This is a genomic window from Microbacterium sp. AC026, from assembly GCF_979258475.1.
On record NZ_OZ409857.1, the window covers coordinates 1,519,303 to 1,534,479 of the forward strand.

Here is a 15,177-nt window from a genome sequence, read left to right on the forward strand (position 1 = left end):
TCGCCTTTCGGCCAGGTCAGAGAGACTTGGCGAAGCACAGGGACAGACCGCTGCCGATGTAGTGGCCGAACAGCGGGATCGGTCCGTAGCCCTCGCGTTCGTAGAAGCGCACGGCATCCGGCTGAGCGGTGCCCGTCTCGAGCACGAGGGACCGGATGCCGAGCAGGCGCGCTTCTCCCTCGAGTGCGCGCAGCAGCGCCACGGCCGCGCCGGTACCGCGCGCGGAGGGAGCCGCGTACATCCGCTTGATCTCTGCGATGTCGGTTCCGAGCACGGCCGGATCGAGGGGTCGGAGACCGCCGCATACGATGGCGAGCCCGCTCTCTTCTCGTGCGACGAGGAAGACGGGCACGTCGTCCGCCGAGGGGATGACGCCCGGCTCATGGTCGTCGCTGCCGTACCGCGCATCGAGTTCGCTGCGCTGCGCGGCCCTGAGCCGCTCCGCATCCGGATGCGACCATGTCACCCGCTCGACCGTCACTCCCATGTCGCCCTCTCGATCCGATGTCGCCGCCCGATTCACGGTACCGAGCGAAGATGTCGGGGATGTTGCCGCGCGTCACCATAGATTCACGATTCTCTTAATTCACGCTTTTCTGTACAGTTGCATCGTGACCCTCGCCGCCTCGCCCACCCATACCGCCGCCGTCGCCCGCCTGGGTCATGCCCTGTCGGACTCGACGCGCGCAGCCATCCTGCTGGCGCTTCGAGCGGCGCCGGCGTACCCGTCCGACATCGCGGACGAGCTCGGGGTCAGCCGACAGCTCCTGTCGAACCATCTCGCGTGCCTTCGAGGATGCGGGCTCGTCGAAAGCGTCCAGGACGGACGCCGCAGCCGCTATGCGCTCGCCGACCCGCATCTCGCGACCGCGCTCGACGAGCTCATGCGCATCACGCTGATCGTCGAACCGGACTGCTGCGACGGCGAAGGATGCAGCTGCTGATGTCGACGAGCACTCTCACCGCCGAACGACGCGCGACTCTGCACCGCCGCATCCGCCTCATCGTGGCGTTCACGATCGTCTACAACGTGATCGAGGCGGCCGTCGCGATCGCCGCAGGGTCAGTCGCATCGTCGGCCGCGCTGATCGGGTTCGGGCTCGACTCGAGCATCGAGGTGCTCTCGGCAGCGGCCGTGGCCTGGCAGTTCACGCGACGCGACCCCGAGCGCTGGGAGACGCCCACCCTCCGTGTCATCGCCGTCGCGTTCTTCGCTCTCGCGGCCTATGTCGTCACGTCGTCGGTGCTGTCGCTGCTCGGCGGTGATCGGCCGGAGCACAGCACGGTCGGTCTGGTGCTGACCGCGGTCAGTGTGATCGTGATGCCGCTCGTGTCGTTCGCCGAGCGACGCGCCGGCCTCGAGGTCGGGTCGACCACGGCCGTCGCCGACTCGAAGCAGACGCTGATCTGCAGCTACCTCTCGGCCGCCGTGCTCATCGGACTCGGCGTCAACAGCCTGTTCGGGTGGTGGTGGGCGGATGCCGTCGCCGGCCTCGTCATCGCGGTCTTCGCGGTACGCGAGGGTCTCGAAGCCTGGAAGGGCGACGCCTGTGCCACTTCGATCGGCATGATCCTCGAGGACGAGCACGAGCACCACGACCACGACCACGAGCACGACGACCACCGTCACGACGACGCGCGTCACATGCACTGACGACCACGGAGTTCCAGAAAGAATTCCCGCCCGCGTCACTTTCCGTCGAGTTCGGGGTCTTGCATACGAGACCTGAAGTCGGCCTGGGGGGATACGAGCCGGTTTCGGGTCTGAGCCGCACTCTCCCCTTTGAGCGGCTCGCGGGTGGGGCAACTCCCACGGCCCCACCCGCCCTTCCGGGCTTCACGGGTCAGGCGTCCGCGCAGTCAGATCCAGCCGCGCTCCTCGGCCATCAGCACCGCCTGCTGGCGGGTGCCGACCGACAGCTTCGCGAGCACCGCCGAGATGTGGTTGCGCACCGTGCCGGGCGCGAGCGAGAGGGTCCTGGCGATCTGGGTCGTCGTCTCACCGCGGCGCCCGGCGCGGAGCACGTCCAGCTCCCGATCCGTGAGGGGCGACCGTTCGTCGCTCAGCGCGTCGGCCGCGATCTCAGGATCGACGTAGCGGGCACCCGCGGCGACCCTGCGGATGACATCGGCGACCTGATCCGCTCCTCGTGACTTCGGCAGGAAGCCCGCGACACCCGATGCGAGAGCCCGCCGAAGGACCCCGGGACGCGCGTGACGGGTGACCACCACGCAGCGCGTGACGATGGCTCGGTTCAGTCGCTCCGCGACCTCCACACCGTCGAGACCGGGCATCTCGAGATCGAGCAGGCACACGTCGGGCGTCAGAGCGAGCGCGGCAGCGAGCGCCTGCTCACCGTCGGCGCACTCGGCGACCACCTCGATGTCTCCTTCCAGACGCAACAGGGCGGCGAGCGCCGAACGGATCATCCCCTCGTCGTCAGCGAGGAGCACACGGATCATCGGCTCTGCCCATCTGCGGTCGACACATCGGATCGCGGAACCGTCACCGAGACGATGAACTCGTCGGCATCCTCGCGGATCTCCAGGGTTCCTCCCGCCTCCGAGATCCGGCGTCGCACTCCGTCGAGGCCCGACCCGACGGGGTGTGTCGCCACGCCGGTCACCACATCGTTCGCGACCTCGTAGCGCCACCCGTCGTCGACCCTGCGAAGGTCGAGCCGAGCCCGTCGCCCGGCCCCGTGCCTCAGGACGTTCGTGGTCGTCTCCCTGATGACGGGACCGAGAGCCGATGACGGCGCCTCATCGGCGTCGGGTGCGATGTCGGCCTCGACGGAGAGTCCGGCCGCGGCGAGAAGGTCTCGGGCATTCGCCACCTCGTCACCCAGCGGCACCGAGCGGAAGCGCGTCGCCAGATCTCGGGTCCCCTGCCTGGCTTCGTCGACGCTGACCCTGGCGGCCCGGAGCTGCTCGAGAGCGGCGTCGGGATCGATCCTCATCAGGCGCTCGGCCAGTTCGAGCTGCAACGCGATCACCTGCAGGTGGTGCCCCTGGAGGTCGTGCACGTCGGTCGCCACGCGCAGACGCTCCTGCGTCGCGGCGAGGCGGGCCTCCGACGCCCTCGCACGATCGACGGCGACCAGCACATCCCACCACCACAGCGAGCTCACCGACATCGCCGGGATGAGGATCGCGTACAGCGCAGGGATCCAGCCGGGGAGCGCGATCTCGGTCGCGCCCCGAGCGGCGTCGGCGACGGCGACGAGCACGAGCACCACGGTGGTCAGGACGACCATCCGCAGGCGCACCCCCTTGGGCCAGTTGAGCAGCAGCACCGACTGAGCGATGGGCATGAGCGCGAGCAGCCAGCTGTCGAGCACGAGGCCGCCCGCGATCCCGTAGCCGACCGCGATGAGCAGCGGAAGGGCGATGCGCGTCCACGCGATGCCCGGCTCGGCATCCAGCCGGTGGCGATAGTCCGCGAGCAGCACGATGGTGGAGCCCCACCAGAGCAGGCCACCCACGCCGACGACGAACGCCGCCGTCGCATCGCCGGGCACGGCGAGCGCCTGCAGCGTCCAGACCAGCACCAGGAAGAGCTCGAGGAAGGCCACGGCCGACACCGTGTACCACCAGGTCGCGGTGATGCCTCGGGCGAGCTGGCGGGCTCCCGGGGGTGGGTCGTCGGCAGGATCGACGACCGGAGAAGTGCTGCGCATGCCCCCACGATACGGGCGTGACACATGTCATGGATGCCGCGGGCGAACCACCCGGAAAGCAGTGACGGTTCGGCACTGCCGCAGCGCGACACCAGACGGTGGACTGGATGCATCGCGACGGAGACACCGTCGCTCAGACCGGCAGGAGCCACCCATGAATCTCATCGAGACCTTCCAGGGCTTCGTCGCCCAGGTGCCTGAACTCATTCAGCCGCTCATCGTCGCCCTCGCGGGCGCCATCCCCTTCATCGAGGGCGAGGGAGCCGTGTCGATCGGCATCATCGGCGGCATCAATCCGGTGATCGCGGCCGTCGCGGCGATCGTCGGCAACTTCCTCTGCGTGGCCGTGCTCGTCATCGCGAGCTCCGGTGCACGCACCGCGATCGTGAACCGGTCCCGCAGCCGGCAGGCCGTTGCGGCCGGTGGCGGAGCCGTCGAGGCAGCACCCGCAGACACGATCGACTCCGACCGCGGTGGCGCCCGCCGCGAGAAGTTCCAGCGGGCGTTCGAGCGCTACGGCGTGCCGGGGGTCAGCCTGCTCGGTCCGCTGCTGCTGCCGACGCAGTTCACCGCCACGATGCTCGCCGCGGCGGGTGTCGGCAAGGTCCGCATCCTCATCTGGCAGGCTGTCGCGATCATCGGCTGGACGACGATCGTCGCGGTGATCGTCGGCAGCGCCGTCTACGCGATCCGCTGAGACAACGACGTCGAACGCACGGAAGCCCACTCGCCGAACGCGAGTGGGCTTCCGTGCGTGTCGGGGTCAGCGACATCCGGCGCTCGAACGGCGCCTGGCGGCGATTCCGGTGGCCAGTCCGCCACCGACGATCAGTGCGACCGCCAACGACAGGAATGCCGCGCCCGATTCGCCTCCCGTCAGAGCGAGCTCGCCGGGAGCCGCGACCGGGGTCTGCGTCGGCGCCGGAGTCGGTGCCGGAGTTGCGACCGGCGTCGGGGTCGGGGTCGGAACCGGCGTGGCCGGGGTCGGCGTCGGCGTCGGCGTCGGCGTCGGCGTCACGACGGGCACCGGGTTGGCGATGTTGGTGAGGGTGAGCTCGATACCGGCCGTGGTTTCCGGCGTGACCTCGAAGGTGCCGTCTCCGACGTCGACGACGCCGTCGCCGGTGATCGTCCACTCACCCCAGGTCACACCCTGGATCTCAGGCAGATCGATCTCCTCGATCACGAAGGTCGAACCGAGCGGAGCACGTCCGCTGAGCACCGACTCCCCCACCGGAACCGTCATCGTTGTGGCTGCCGCATCCGAACCCTCGACCGAATAGCGCACGGTGTAGATCGCATCCCGAGCGGCATCCGCCTGCGCGCCGGTGAGCTCCTTCGTGATGCCGAACGTCGTGTACGAGACACCACTGCCGTCGCCACCACCCGTTTCGACGACCGTGTGGGTCGCCGAGGTCGCGAACGTGTTGACGATCGCGTGGTTACCGAAGACATCTCCCTCGGACACCGGCGCATCCGCCTGCGTGTAATACAGCAGCTCATACGCGAATCCGCCCGTCGGCAGACCGGATGCAGCGAACTCGAACGACTGTCCGTCGCCGGCGATGTCGATCGTGTACGCAGAGGGGTCGACCTCGCTCCAGTCGCCGACCTGTGCACCGTTCTCGACGGCCCGCCGGCTCAGCCGGACGTCGCCGGTGTAGTGATGGTCGGTGCGGCCGGCGTCGAGCGTGTCGGCGATCGTGAAGGCACCGTCGTCGACATAGCCGCTCGGAATACCGATGACCCACTTCAGGAGTCCAGGGTCGCGGTCTCGCCGCCGTACTTGTAGGGCTCGTCCTCTTCCGCCGAATCTCCCGGTACGACTCCGCCGTCACCGGGCAGGTCGACGATCTCGATCGTGTCGCCCAGGTCGAACTCGACGGTCTCGCTGGTCGTCGACTGCGAAGCCCGCGCCTCCATCCAGAACGAGCCGCCGACCTCCTCGAGGCCGCCGACCGCTGCGGTCAGAGTGCACACCATGTCCGGCCCCTGCCCGGCAGCGACGACGCAGTTCGCCATGACCAGACCCGTCGCCGGGTCTGTGATCGTGAACTCACCGGCCGACTGACGACTGAACTCCGCGGGCAGGGTCATCCCGAAGGTCTCCCCTGCCTGCGCCCCGGTCGGGACGGCCCACTCGCCCGTGATCCGCACGGTCTGCCACTGCACCAACGGACCACCGCCGTTCTCGTTCTCGAGCGAGACGCTGCCGATCGCCCCCGGATAGGTCACGGACGGAGCCGCCATCGCGGGTGCGGTGGAGCCGAGCAGCCCCGCGATCGCCAAGACCATCCCCACGATGATCGCCACGATGCCGCGCTGTCGCGGCCTCGCTCCCTCGGCTCTCCTGGCCTCATTCATCCTCTTCGTCCGTGCACGCACGACACCACGCTCCCCAGTCATCGTTCTCCCCATCCGATTCGCGTCGCTCCCAATGCGACACATCTAAGAGATCAGGAAAAGGCGGGGGGATTACGCGGCAACCGGTATACAACTCCGATATACCGGGATGCGGTGGTGGCTGCGGCGTATCGCGGACTGCCTCGACGCGTCCCGGCCGTCATCGATTCCGGTGTTCCTCGCCCGTGGCTCGCGGGCTCATGCGCCCCGTCTGATGCGCCCAGATCGCGATCTCGACGCGATTGCGGACCCCGAGCTTGGTCATGAGGCTCGCCACGTGCGTCTTCACCGTGCTGAGGGTGATGAACAGCTCGCGCGCGATCTCGCCGTTACTCAGCCCCGCAGACACCTTCGCGAGCACCTGCTCCTCACGCTCGGTCAGCGACTCGACCGGCGGCGGCGATGGTGCGGCGGCGGCCGATCCGGCGAAGGCCTCGAGCAGGCGCACCGTCACGTTGGGGGCGATCAGGGCATCACCGCTCGCTGCGGCGCGGATCGCCTGGGCGAGCAGCTCCGACCCGGCGTCCTTGAGCAGGAAACCTCTGGCGCCGGCGCGCAATCCCGCGAAGATGTACTCGTCGAGGTCGAAGGTCGTGATGAGGACGACCGCCATGGGATCGGGCACCCCTGGGCCGGCGAGCATCCGGGTCGCCTCGATGCCATCAAGGGAGGGCATCCGGATGTCGAACAGGCACACGTCCGGTCGCAGACTGCGGGCGAGGGCGACCGCTTCGGTGCCGTCGGCCGCCTGACCGACGACTTCGATGTCGGTTTGGGCGCCGAGGATCATGCTCAGTCCGGTGCGCACGAGTTCCTGATCGTCGGCGACGAGCACTCGGATCATCATGGCGCCCACCCGGCGCGGGGCAGCACCGCGTTGACGATCCATCCGCCGCCTGACGCCGGACCCGCCTCGCAGGCACCGCCGAGGAGGGCAGCACGCTCCCTCATGCCGATGATGCCGAAGCCGGGAGTCGGCGACGCGGCCACGTCTCCGTCGTTCGTCACTCTCAGGCGCACACCACCCGCGTCTGCTTCCACGCGGACGTCGACGCAGGTGACCTGTCGCGCGTGACGGAGGGCGTTGGTCACCGATTCCTGCGCGAGACGGAAGACGGCGGCAGCCACGGGTGGCGGGATGCTGTCATCGTTGCGCGCGACCTCGACGACGACGACCGTTCCGCCCGGCCGCGTTCCGGCGAGCTGCGCGATGTCGTCCAGCTGCGCGCTCGGCGCGAGCTCGGCCGTCTCGCCCTGCCGCAGGACTCGCACCATCGACCTCAGCTCGCTCAGCGTCCTGGCCGCCTCCGCCTCGATCACGCCGAGCGCATCCTGCGCTGCGCGCGAGTCCCGCCCGGCCACCGCGATGCCCGCCTGGGCGCGGATCGCGATCGCCGAGACATGGTGGGCGACCGTGTCGTGCAGGTCGCGAGCCAGGTGCTCGCGCTCCAGCATCCGGATCCGGTCGAGGCTTCGTCGTCTCGATCCCGCCCGGTAGCGAAAGGCGATGCCGAACAGGACGACCGTCAGCAGCAGCGCGAACCCCCCGACGAGTTCATCGAAGCCTTCCCCGCGGACGAATGTCAGCGCGAGGCTCGCCAGGAGGATGGCCGACCCGATCACGAGGTGGCGACCTGCCCCCACCGGTACACGGCGTACACGTTCACCATCACGAAGAGACTCGAGTACAGCGCCGAGTCGGGCAGGAGCAGATCGACCGGCACCATCACGATGATGAGCATGAGAAGCGGCTTCGTGCGGCGCCACAGCACGGTCGGCAGCACGACGAGGAGGGCGATCACCGCGAACAGCGGCTGCGTCAGGTCGGTGCGGACGATGCCCTCGACCACGGCCAGGACGGCGACGAGGGCCAGGAGCACCCAATCCCGCCAGACTCGGGACGGCGGAGGGGGCACAGCGCTCGGCGCACTCCACACGGAACGCACGAGCCCGGTCACGCTGTCATGATACAAGCGCACCACGACGCGACACCCCGCGCGTCCGCCGGCGAGAGCGGCGCCGGATGAGCAGCTCCGCCACGGCACTGTTGATCATGAACGCGGCGGCGACGAGCCATGCCTCACCGAAGGCGTCGACCTCACCGAGGGGGATCGTCCACAGCGCGAAGACGAGCGCCTGGGTTCCTCCCGACACGGCGGTGGCGTAGGCGCGGGTCATCCAGGCTCCGTGCGCCACGAAGTCGCGTCGTGTGATCGCGATCACGCCCCGCACGAGGAACAGGGTCATCGCCACGGCGAAGACGAGACGAACCATCGCGAGCGCGAGTTCATCCGGTGGACCACCGAAGAAGACCGCTAGCCAGGCCGCTGAGAGGGCCGCGACGAATCCTGCGGGAATCAGCATGCGGCCGGCCACGCGGTGCCAGGCATGCCGCGTTCGCAGCGCGGGTGAGAACTGGAATGCCCCGAGAACGCAGTAGACGGTCATCGCCACGATGTGCGCGACGATCGCGACCGTCGACGCCAGGAGGAGAGTCCTCACGGGTTCCCCGCTCACGTCCTGCAGACGAAGCACTCCACCGATCACGGGAAGCACGCTGAGCAGCAGAAGGCCGGTGATCGCCGGCCACCCGCTCTTCGATCGCCGACGCCGCTCCTTCTGCTCGGGAGTCGATCGGGCGGCCTTCATCTGCTGCGACATGTCTCGATGCTCGTCTCATCGACAGTCGGGGGCATCGGCCGTCAGCACGGACTCGGAACCGTACTTTCGGCCGAGCGGATCCGGGCTTCCTGGCCGATGACGAGCATCCCCGGGACGACCAGCATCGAGACATGACCACTGACACGACCATGACCGCGGCCGTCTACCACCGCTTCGGCGCCCCTGAGGAGGTCCGCCTCGAACAGCGGGCGGTCCCCACGCCCCGGCCCGGCGATGTGCTCATCCGGGTGCACGCGAGCACCGTGAGCGTCGGCGATCATCGCGCCCGCGCTCGGGACATCCCGGCCGGCCTCGGGGTGCTCGCCGCAGTCGGACTCGGCGTGTTCCGTCCCAGTCGGCCGATCCTGGGCATGGATGCCGCGGGCGTCGTCGCGGCTGTCGGCTCGGGCGTCACCGCCTTCGCACCCGGCGACAGGGTGATCGCCTCGACCGGCGGAGCGTTCGGCGGTCATGCCGAGTACGTGCGCCTGTCTGCCGACGGCCCGATCACCAGAGCTCCCGACACGATGAGCTTCGAAGAGGCGGTGACGCTGGTGTTCGGCGGCATCACCGCGCAGTGCTTCTTCGCCCAGGTCGCGATCGGCCCCGGCACCTCCGTGCTCGTCAACGGAGCATCCGGCGCGGTCGGCACTGCCGCGATACAACTCGCGAAGCAGCTCGGAGCAGACGTCACCGCCGTCACGAGCGGCGGCAACGTCCCACTGGTCGCGTCCCTCGGCGCCGATCGGGTCATCGACTACACCCGCGAGGAGTTCGCGGCGGGGGGCGACACGTACGACGTGATCGTCGACTGCGTCGGCAATGCCCCTTTCAGCCGGGTGGAGACACTCATCAACCCCGGCGGTGCACTGCTGCTCGTCATCAGCGATCTGCGGTCGATGCTGACGAGCCGCAGGCACACTCGCCGGTCGGGAAAGCTCGTCACCTGGAACGTCGGCACGCCGGGCGCGGAGGACCTCGCCCACCTCGTGCGCCTCGCGGATTCCGGTCGCTTCCGGGCCGTCATCGACAGGACCTTCGAGCTGGCCGACATCGTCGAGGCGCACCGCTATGTCGACACCGGCCGCAAGCGGGGAAACGTGGTGCTGCGCATCCCCCAGCCCGGAGCGAACCACGCGCATGGGTGATGACCGGCAGCATCTCGCTCGACATCGCGGCTAACAGCGGCGCCCCGCTCGCGCAATGCCCTCTCGGTGGGCGTCGTCGACGCTTAGCCTCGTGCTGTCACGATGGTCGAAGGGCGGCGCACCCATGTCGGAGAGAAGAGACCGCTTCGCGGTGTTCGGCCAGATCGCCCAGGATCTGGTCCTCAGGGGAGATGCGCTCCCCGAGCCGGATGAGTCCGTCAGCGTGTCGGAGCTGCGACGGCTCCTCGGCGGCAAAGGCGCGAACCAGGCCGTAGGCCTTCGTCAGCTCGGGGGTTCGGTCGCGATCGTCGGCGTGGTCGGAGAGGACGACATCGGAGAGCGGCTCGTCACCGCCCTGCTGCACGACGCAATCGATGTCTGCGGGGTGGTGCGGCGCGGGGGCTCGGCCGTGCTGGTGGACGTCGTCGATCCGGCATCGCGGCGCATGCTGCTCGAGCACGTCCCGCCGACGTCGCTGTTGAGCGTCGCGGATGTCGAGGCATCGGCGAGCGGTGTCAGCCGTGCAGGCACGATCTGTCTGCAGTCTCAGCAACCGGGCGATGCACTGTCGGCCGCTCTGATGATCGCGCGACGAGCGGACGCGACGGTGGCGCTCGACGGAGCGCCCGAACCGGAGGTTCGCGACGATCTGCTCGCCGGAGCGGACGTCGTGCGTGCCGACGCCACGGAAGCCGAAGGACTGACGGGGATCGCCGTGTCGAACCTGGACTCGGCTCACGAGGCGTGCCGGTGGCTGCTCGCTCGCGGACCCCGCATCGCGGCCGTGGAGGTGGCGGGCGAAGGCGACCTCGTCGTCTGGGAGGACGGCAGCGCCTACCGCGCACATGACGACGACGAGACCGTGGTGGACCGCACGGGAGGCGGCGACGCATTCTTCGTGGGACTCGTGCGGGGTATCGCGAACGGGTGGTCGATGGATCGCGTCGCGGATCTCGCTGCACGGGCTGCCGCGTCGACCGTGGCACGGCTGGGCGGTCGGCCGGAACTCGCGCACCTCGTGCGGTGATGCCGCGTGATCGGGAGTCAGAACGGCCAGATGAGCGGGACGTAGAGCACCGCGACGGCGACGTAGATCGCGACGAGTGGGAGACCGAGACGCCAGTAGTCACCGAATCGGTAGCCGGCGGGCTGCATGACCATGAGATTCACGGGTGTCGCGATCGGCGTCAGGAACGCAGCCGCTCCGACGACCGTGAGCGCCATCATGAACGGCTGCACGCTGACGCCCATGCTCGATGCGACCGACACCGCGATCGGCGCGATGACGAGCACGGTCGCCACGTTCGAGATGAACTGCCCGAGGATCACCGACGCGACGCAGATGGCGAGCAGAGCGAGATGGGGCGAGGTGTTGCCGACCAGCTGGAGAACCGCGTCGCCGACGAGATCGGCGGCGCCGGTGGAGACGAACGCCGATGACAGCGGGATCATCCCGGCGATGAGCGTGACAGTGGGCCACGAGATCGCCGAGAAGGTCTGCGTCACGGTGAGCACCCGTGTGACGATGAGGGCACCGGCCGCGAGAAGGCCAGCGATGACGGGCGGGACGACACCCGTGGCGAGGAGCACGACCATCGCTCCGAGGATCACCAGCGCGCGCCGCGCACCCCGGCCGAGCGGCACTGTCCGCTGCATCTGCTGGGGCGAGCTGACCGGAATCACATCGGGTGAGGTCGTATAGCGGTGCAGTGCCTCCCACGGCCCCTGGACGAGCACGGAGTCACCCGCCTGCAGCGTGACCGCGCCGGTCGCCCTTCCGCCCACGTCGCCCGGACGGCTGCCGTGCCGGAGCGCGAGGATCACCAGGTCCTCCTGTCGCGTCGTCATCCCGGGCGAGACGACCCGGCCGATCAGGCTCGACCTCGGCCCGATGAGCACCTCCGCGACGCCCTCGCCGACCGTGAAGAGGCTGCCCGTATCGAGCGCGACGTCATACGTCTCGCGCCAGGCGCGGGCATCGTGACTCGGGTCGGCGGGCTCCTCGAGACGGTCCGGAACGCGCTCGGGCAGGAGCCTGTCTCCGAGCGCGAGCACGAGCACGACCGTCAGGACGACCATCGGGATGCCGACGATCGCGAACTCGAAATACCCGAACGCACGCCCACCGGCCTCCGCAGCCGCCTCGGACACGAGGATGTTGACCGGCGTTCCGGTGAGCGTGAGGAGCGACCCCGCTCCGGCGGCGAATGCGAGCGGGAGGAGCATGCGCGACGGCGCGATGCCTGCCCGTACCGCGACGAGCACCACGATCGGAAGGAGGGCAGCCACGGCACCGTTGATGCTGATCACCGCCGACAGCACGGCGGCCAGCAGACACACGATGAGCAGCAGGCGCGAACGGCTCTTGCCGGCGCGGCGCATGAGCTGCCGTCCCACCCACGACGTGACGCCCGTGACATCCAGCGCCTCACTGACGATGAACAGAGCGACGATGAACAGGACGATGGGATCGCCGAACCCGGCGAAGGCGTCGCCGAGCGAGAGCACTCCCGTCGCCCACAGAGCGATGGGCACCGCCATCGCGACGATGACCATCGGGATGCGGTTCGACACGAACGCGATCACGGCCGCACCGAGTATGAGGAAGGTGATGATCTCGGGGTTCATCGCGTGTCTCCGGTGTCGGGGTGCGCATGAGCGCGAATGGGAAGGCTGTCGGCGGCGAGCGTGTCGTCCCCTGTTCAGGAGACATCACCATCTTCGCCTGCCCTCAGCCGGATCGCTGCGCAGGCCCGTCGAGATTTCCGTGACCAAACCGTTGCATTCGTTACCTCGCCGTTATAGAGTGATCGCACGGTGAATGTTTGCTGTGGCATACACCGCATGTGATTGCAGGACACTCTTGGTGCAAGGGACAAGGGCCGGTCGGGAGCCTCTCCGACCGGCCCTTTACTGTTGCCAGTACGCTGTTCTCCATGACCGATCGCAAGCTCGCCCTCGAGGCCTGGGAGAGCCTGTTCCGTGCACAGCACGAGCTGTTCACGGAGATGAACACCGACTTCGATGACACCGATCTCGGGCAGGCGGAGTATGACGTGCTGCTCACGGTGACCCGCTCCCCCGGCATGTCGGCCCGCCTGCGCGACGTCACGGCGAACATGCTGATCAGCCAGCCGAGCGTCTCGCGCCTCGTCGACCGCATGGTCGCCCGCGGACTCGTCTCGAAGTGCCCCGACCCCGACGACGGGCGCGGTGCGCTGATCAGGGCCACCGACGCGGGTGTGCGCCAGTTCCGCAGCGTCGCCACGGTGCATGGCCGGTCGATCGCCGAGCGGATGTCGCGCCTCGACGACGCCGAGCTGAAGACGCTCCGCGATCTGGCGGAGAAGCTCCGCGGTCGCTGACCCCGACGCACGCACGCAATCCGCGGTCGCTGACCGAACGAGCTCGGCGCATACGGAGGGTTTCCGCCGTACGGAGGATGCCACGGCGCCGAGTCTCCTCCGTATCGCAGATCTCCTCCGCATCGCCGAGATCCGGCGGCATCCCGCCCCGACACCCTCCCCTCTTTTCTGGCAGGGTGGAGCGTGAACGCCCGCGCGGCCGCGCCGGCATCCACGACCGCCCCCTCGGGGGGAACCAGGGAGGTCATCCATGGAGATCGCCGGAATCGTCGGCATCCTGATCATCGTCGGGATCGGCATAGCCATCGCTATCGTCGTCCTGCTCATCCTGCTGCTGTTCGCACGCAGCTGGATCAAGGTGGCTCGCGCCGATGAGGCGCTCGTCATCTCGGGGCGCAAGCAGAAGGTGCAGCGGGCCGTCATCTCGGCCGACGGCACGACCAGAGACGAGATGTCGGAGTCGCCCGTCACGGTCATCGTGAACGGCAAGTCCCTCGTCAACCCGATCACCCAGCGCCACGAGATCATCTCGCTGCGCTCGCGTCAGGTGTCGCTCAACGCCGAGGCCCAGTCGCTCGACAGCGTCACCCTCAACGTCGACGGCGTCGCCATCGTGAAGATCGGCTCCGACCCCATCCTCGTGCGCCGCGCCGCCGAGCGTTTCGCCTCGCAGGACAAGGCGATCGAGCAGTTCACCACTGAGCAGCTCGAAGGTGCGCTCCGTGGAATCGTCGCGACGCTGTCTGTCGTCGAGCTCATGCGCGAGCGCAAGAAGTTCTCCGACCAGATCGCCGCCGACGTCTCGCAGGAGCTCGCCGAGCAGGGTCTGATCCTCGACTCGTTCCAGATCAAGGGCATCACCGACAAGGTCGGCTACATCCAGTCGCTCGGTGCTCCCGAGATCCAGGCGAAGCGTCAGTCTGCCGAGATCTCGCAGACCAACGCCGACCGCGCGATCAATCAGAAGAACATCGCCAACCAGGAAGCCAACCTGGTCGAGCAGACAGCTCTCGACACGAACACCGCCAACGCCAACGCCGGCATCGGTCGGGCTCGCGCCGAGGCCGAGCAGGCCGAGAACCTCGCCCGCGAGCAGGCGCAGCAGGCCGTGCTGCAGCAGCAGGCGGAGAACCGCCAGGCCCAGCTCGACGCCGACGTCAAGCGCGTCGCCGACGCACAGCGCTATGAGGCAGAGACCCGGGCACAGGCCGAGCTCTACACGCGTGAGCGTGCGGCGGAGGCGGGCGCGATCGAGCAGGTGAAGCAGGCCGAGGCCCGCACCCGCATCGCCGAGCAGCAGGCGCAGGCCGACAAGGCCAAGGCCGACGGTGAGGCCGCAGCCGCGATCGCCCGAGCCACCGGTGAGGCCGACGCACTGCGTGCGCAGGCCGAGGCCGAGTCCGAGGCCCGCCGACTGCGTGCGAACGCCGAAGCAGACGCCATCCGCGCCGAGGGTGAGGCGCGAGCCGCCGCCGTCGAGGCAGAGGCGAAGGCCATCGCCTCGAACCAGGACGCGTTCCTGTCGCAGCGGGTGCTCGACACCCTGCCGTCGATCATGGCCGAGTTCTCGAAGGGCTACGCCGCGATCGGCAGCGTCTCGATCATCGGCGGCTCCGGCGAGGACGGCGCGTCGAGCGTCGTCGGCGCCGACAGCGCGAAGGCACTCAAGTCGGTGTTCGACAGCGTCAGCGCGGCGACCGGCCTCGACCTCGCGTCGATCATCCAGGGCCAGGCCGTGGGTCGCGGGATCGGCGAAGGCGTGGCTGCGGCATCCGCACCGTCGACGCCGACCCGCCAGTCTGCCCCGACCACCCCGCCGCCGCCGGCACCTCCGGCTCCCGCAGCGGAGTAGTCAGCACACAGCGCACAGCGGATGCCGCGGCCGATTCGGTCGCGGCATCCGTCGTCTCCGCCACCCCG

17 protein-coding genes are annotated in these 15,177 nt (G+C 68.9%); 7 read left to right on the top strand and 10 right to left on the bottom strand.

Annotated elements, in window-relative coordinates; all coding sequences use genetic code 11:
- Nucleotides 1-16: 16 nt before the first annotated feature.
- On the bottom strand, nt 17-487 hold the full coding sequence (locus ACZZ93_RS07645; RefSeq protein WP_463510789.1) for a GNAT family N-acetyltransferase: 471 nt from the start codon (nt 485-487) through the stop codon (nt 17-19).
- A 121-nt stretch (nt 488-608) separates the two neighbouring features.
- Between ACZZ93_RS07645 and ACZZ93_RS07650 the strand changes: the two genes are divergently transcribed.
- Both ACZZ93_RS07650 and ACZZ93_RS07655 read left to right on the top strand, forming a co-directional pair.
- Entirely contained in the window at nt 609-944 is a 336-nt protein-coding gene (locus ACZZ93_RS07650) for an ArsR/SmtB family transcription factor (protein WP_053099385.1), read from the top strand.
- A complete protein-coding gene (locus tag ACZZ93_RS07655) occupies nt 944-1,654 on the top strand; it encodes a cation efflux transmembrane domain-containing protein (RefSeq protein ID WP_463510790.1) in 711 nt (236 codons plus the stop codon). The genes ACZZ93_RS07650 and ACZZ93_RS07655 overlap by 1 nt, the downstream gene beginning before the upstream one ends.
- A 206-nt stretch (nt 1,655-1,860) precedes the next feature.
- On the opposite strand, the gene ACZZ93_RS07660 is transcribed toward ACZZ93_RS07655, so the two are convergent.
- Both ACZZ93_RS07660 and ACZZ93_RS07665 read right to left on the bottom strand, forming a co-directional pair.
- Nucleotides 1,861-2,463, bottom strand: coding sequence for a response regulator transcription factor (locus tag ACZZ93_RS07660; protein ID WP_053098815.1), 603 nt, complete (start codon nt 2,461-2,463; stop codon nt 1,861-1,863).
- The gene (locus ACZZ93_RS07665) at nt 2,460-3,680 is read right to left on the bottom strand and encodes a sensor histidine kinase (RefSeq protein WP_463510791.1); all 1,221 of its coding nucleotides are present in this window, start codon (nt 3,678-3,680) and stop codon (nt 2,460-2,462) included. The genes ACZZ93_RS07660 and ACZZ93_RS07665 overlap by 4 nt, the downstream gene beginning before the upstream one ends.
- A 154-nt stretch (nt 3,681-3,834) precedes the next feature.
- Between ACZZ93_RS07665 and ACZZ93_RS07670 the strand changes: the two genes are divergently transcribed.
- On the top strand, nt 3,835-4,377 hold the full coding sequence (locus ACZZ93_RS07670) for a hypothetical protein (RefSeq protein WP_053098813.1): 543 nt from the start codon (nt 3,835-3,837) through the stop codon (nt 4,375-4,377).
- Nucleotides 4,378-4,443: 66 nt separating this feature from the next.
- On the opposite strand, the gene ACZZ93_RS07675 is transcribed toward ACZZ93_RS07670, so the two are convergent.
- From ACZZ93_RS07675 to ACZZ93_RS07700, 6 genes are all read right to left on the bottom strand, one after another.
- Complete coding sequence (locus tag ACZZ93_RS07675; protein WP_463510792.1) at nt 4,444-5,148, bottom strand: DUF5979 domain-containing protein; 705 nt, start codon at nt 5,146-5,148, stop codon at nt 4,444-4,446.
- A gap of 284 nt (nt 5,149-5,432) precedes the next feature.
- Nucleotides 5,433-5,993, bottom strand: coding sequence for an Ig-like domain-containing protein (locus ACZZ93_RS07680; RefSeq protein WP_463510793.1), 561 nt, complete (start codon nt 5,991-5,993; stop codon nt 5,433-5,435).
- Nucleotides 5,994-6,243: 250 nt separating this feature from the next.
- A complete protein-coding gene (locus ACZZ93_RS07685) occupies nt 6,244-6,930 on the bottom strand; it encodes a response regulator (protein WP_372983871.1) in 687 nt (228 codons plus the stop codon).
- Nucleotides 6,927-7,706, bottom strand: a complete 780-nt coding sequence (locus ACZZ93_RS07690) for a sensor histidine kinase (RefSeq protein ID WP_463510794.1) — start codon at nt 7,704-7,706, stop codon at nt 6,927-6,929. The genes ACZZ93_RS07685 and ACZZ93_RS07690 overlap by 4 nt, the downstream gene beginning before the upstream one ends.
- Nucleotides 7,703-8,041, bottom strand: a complete 339-nt coding sequence (locus ACZZ93_RS07695) for a hypothetical protein (RefSeq protein ID WP_463510795.1) — start codon at nt 8,039-8,041, stop codon at nt 7,703-7,705. The genes ACZZ93_RS07690 and ACZZ93_RS07695 overlap by 4 nt, the downstream gene beginning before the upstream one ends.
- Before the next feature lie 4 nt (nt 8,042-8,045).
- Nucleotides 8,046-8,744, bottom strand: coding sequence for a DUF2306 domain-containing protein (locus tag ACZZ93_RS07700; RefSeq protein WP_372983869.1), 699 nt, complete (start codon nt 8,742-8,744; stop codon nt 8,046-8,048).
- 131 nt (nt 8,745-8,875) lie between these two features.
- Here ACZZ93_RS07700 and ACZZ93_RS07705 point away from each other — a divergent pair, with 131 nt between their 5' ends.
- The gene (locus ACZZ93_RS07705) at nt 8,876-9,892 is read left to right on the top strand and encodes an NAD(P)-dependent alcohol dehydrogenase (protein ID WP_372983868.1); all 1,017 of its coding nucleotides are present in this window, start codon (nt 8,876-8,878) and stop codon (nt 9,890-9,892) included.
- Nucleotides 9,893-10,016: 124 nt separating this feature from the next.
- Complete coding sequence (locus tag ACZZ93_RS07710; protein ID WP_372983867.1) at nt 10,017-10,919, top strand: PfkB family carbohydrate kinase; 903 nt, start codon at nt 10,017-10,019, stop codon at nt 10,917-10,919.
- 17 nt (nt 10,920-10,936) lie between these two features.
- Here ACZZ93_RS07710 and ACZZ93_RS07715 read toward each other — a convergent pair whose 3' ends face one another.
- Nucleotides 10,937-12,520: an SLC13 family permease gene (locus ACZZ93_RS07715; RefSeq protein ID WP_372983866.1), complete on the bottom strand. Its 1,584-nt coding sequence runs from the start codon at nt 12,518-12,520 to the stop codon at nt 10,937-10,939.
- 308 nt (nt 12,521-12,828) lie between these two features.
- Here ACZZ93_RS07715 and ACZZ93_RS07720 point away from each other — a divergent pair, with 308 nt between their 5' ends.
- Both ACZZ93_RS07720 and ACZZ93_RS07725 read left to right on the top strand, forming a co-directional pair.
- Nucleotides 12,829-13,257, top strand: coding sequence for a MarR family winged helix-turn-helix transcriptional regulator (locus ACZZ93_RS07720; RefSeq protein ID WP_053098809.1), 429 nt, complete (start codon nt 12,829-12,831; stop codon nt 13,255-13,257).
- Nucleotides 13,258-13,507: 250 nt separating this feature from the next.
- On the top strand, nt 13,508-15,109 hold the full coding sequence (locus tag ACZZ93_RS07725; protein ID WP_053098808.1) for an SPFH domain-containing protein: 1,602 nt from the start codon (nt 13,508-13,510) through the stop codon (nt 15,107-15,109).
- The last annotated feature ends 68 nt before the right edge of the window (nt 15,110-15,177 follow it).

Bases quoted from the DNA above. Each gene is read 5' to 3' on its own strand.
- ACZZ93_RS07645 (WP_463510789.1), bottom strand. From the start codon at position 487: ATGGGAGTGACGGTCGAGCGGGTGACATGGTCGCATCCGGATGCGGAG.
- ACZZ93_RS07655 (WP_463510790.1), top strand. From the start codon at position 944: ATGTCGACGAGCACTCTCACCGCCGAACGACGCGCGACTCTGCACCGC.
- ACZZ93_RS07660 (WP_053098815.1), bottom strand. From the start codon at position 2,463: ATGATCCGTGTGCTCCTCGCTGACGACGAGGGGATGATCCGTTCGGCG.
- ACZZ93_RS07665 (WP_463510791.1), bottom strand. From the start codon at position 3,680: ATGCGCAGCACTTCTCCGGTCGTCGATCCTGCCGACGACCCACCCCCG.
- ACZZ93_RS07670 (WP_053098813.1), top strand. From the start codon at position 3,835: ATGAATCTCATCGAGACCTTCCAGGGCTTCGTCGCCCAGGTGCCTGAA.
- ACZZ93_RS07685 (WP_372983871.1), bottom strand. From the start codon at position 6,930: ATGATGATCCGAGTGCTCGTCGCCGACGATCAGGAACTCGTGCGCACC.
- ACZZ93_RS07700 (WP_372983869.1), bottom strand. From the start codon at position 8,744: ATGTCGCAGCAGATGAAGGCCGCCCGATCGACTCCCGAGCAGAAGGAG.
- ACZZ93_RS07705 (WP_372983868.1), top strand. From the start codon at position 8,876: ATGACCACTGACACGACCATGACCGCGGCCGTCTACCACCGCTTCGGC.
- ACZZ93_RS07710 (WP_372983867.1), top strand. From the start codon at position 10,017: ATGTCGGAGAGAAGAGACCGCTTCGCGGTGTTCGGCCAGATCGCCCAG.
- ACZZ93_RS07715 (WP_372983866.1), bottom strand. From the start codon at position 12,520: ATGAACCCCGAGATCATCACCTTCCTCATACTCGGTGCGGCCGTGATC.
- ACZZ93_RS07720 (WP_053098809.1), top strand. From the start codon at position 12,829: ATGACCGATCGCAAGCTCGCCCTCGAGGCCTGGGAGAGCCTGTTCCGT.
- ACZZ93_RS07725 (WP_053098808.1), top strand. From the start codon at position 13,508: ATGGAGATCGCCGGAATCGTCGGCATCCTGATCATCGTCGGGATCGGC.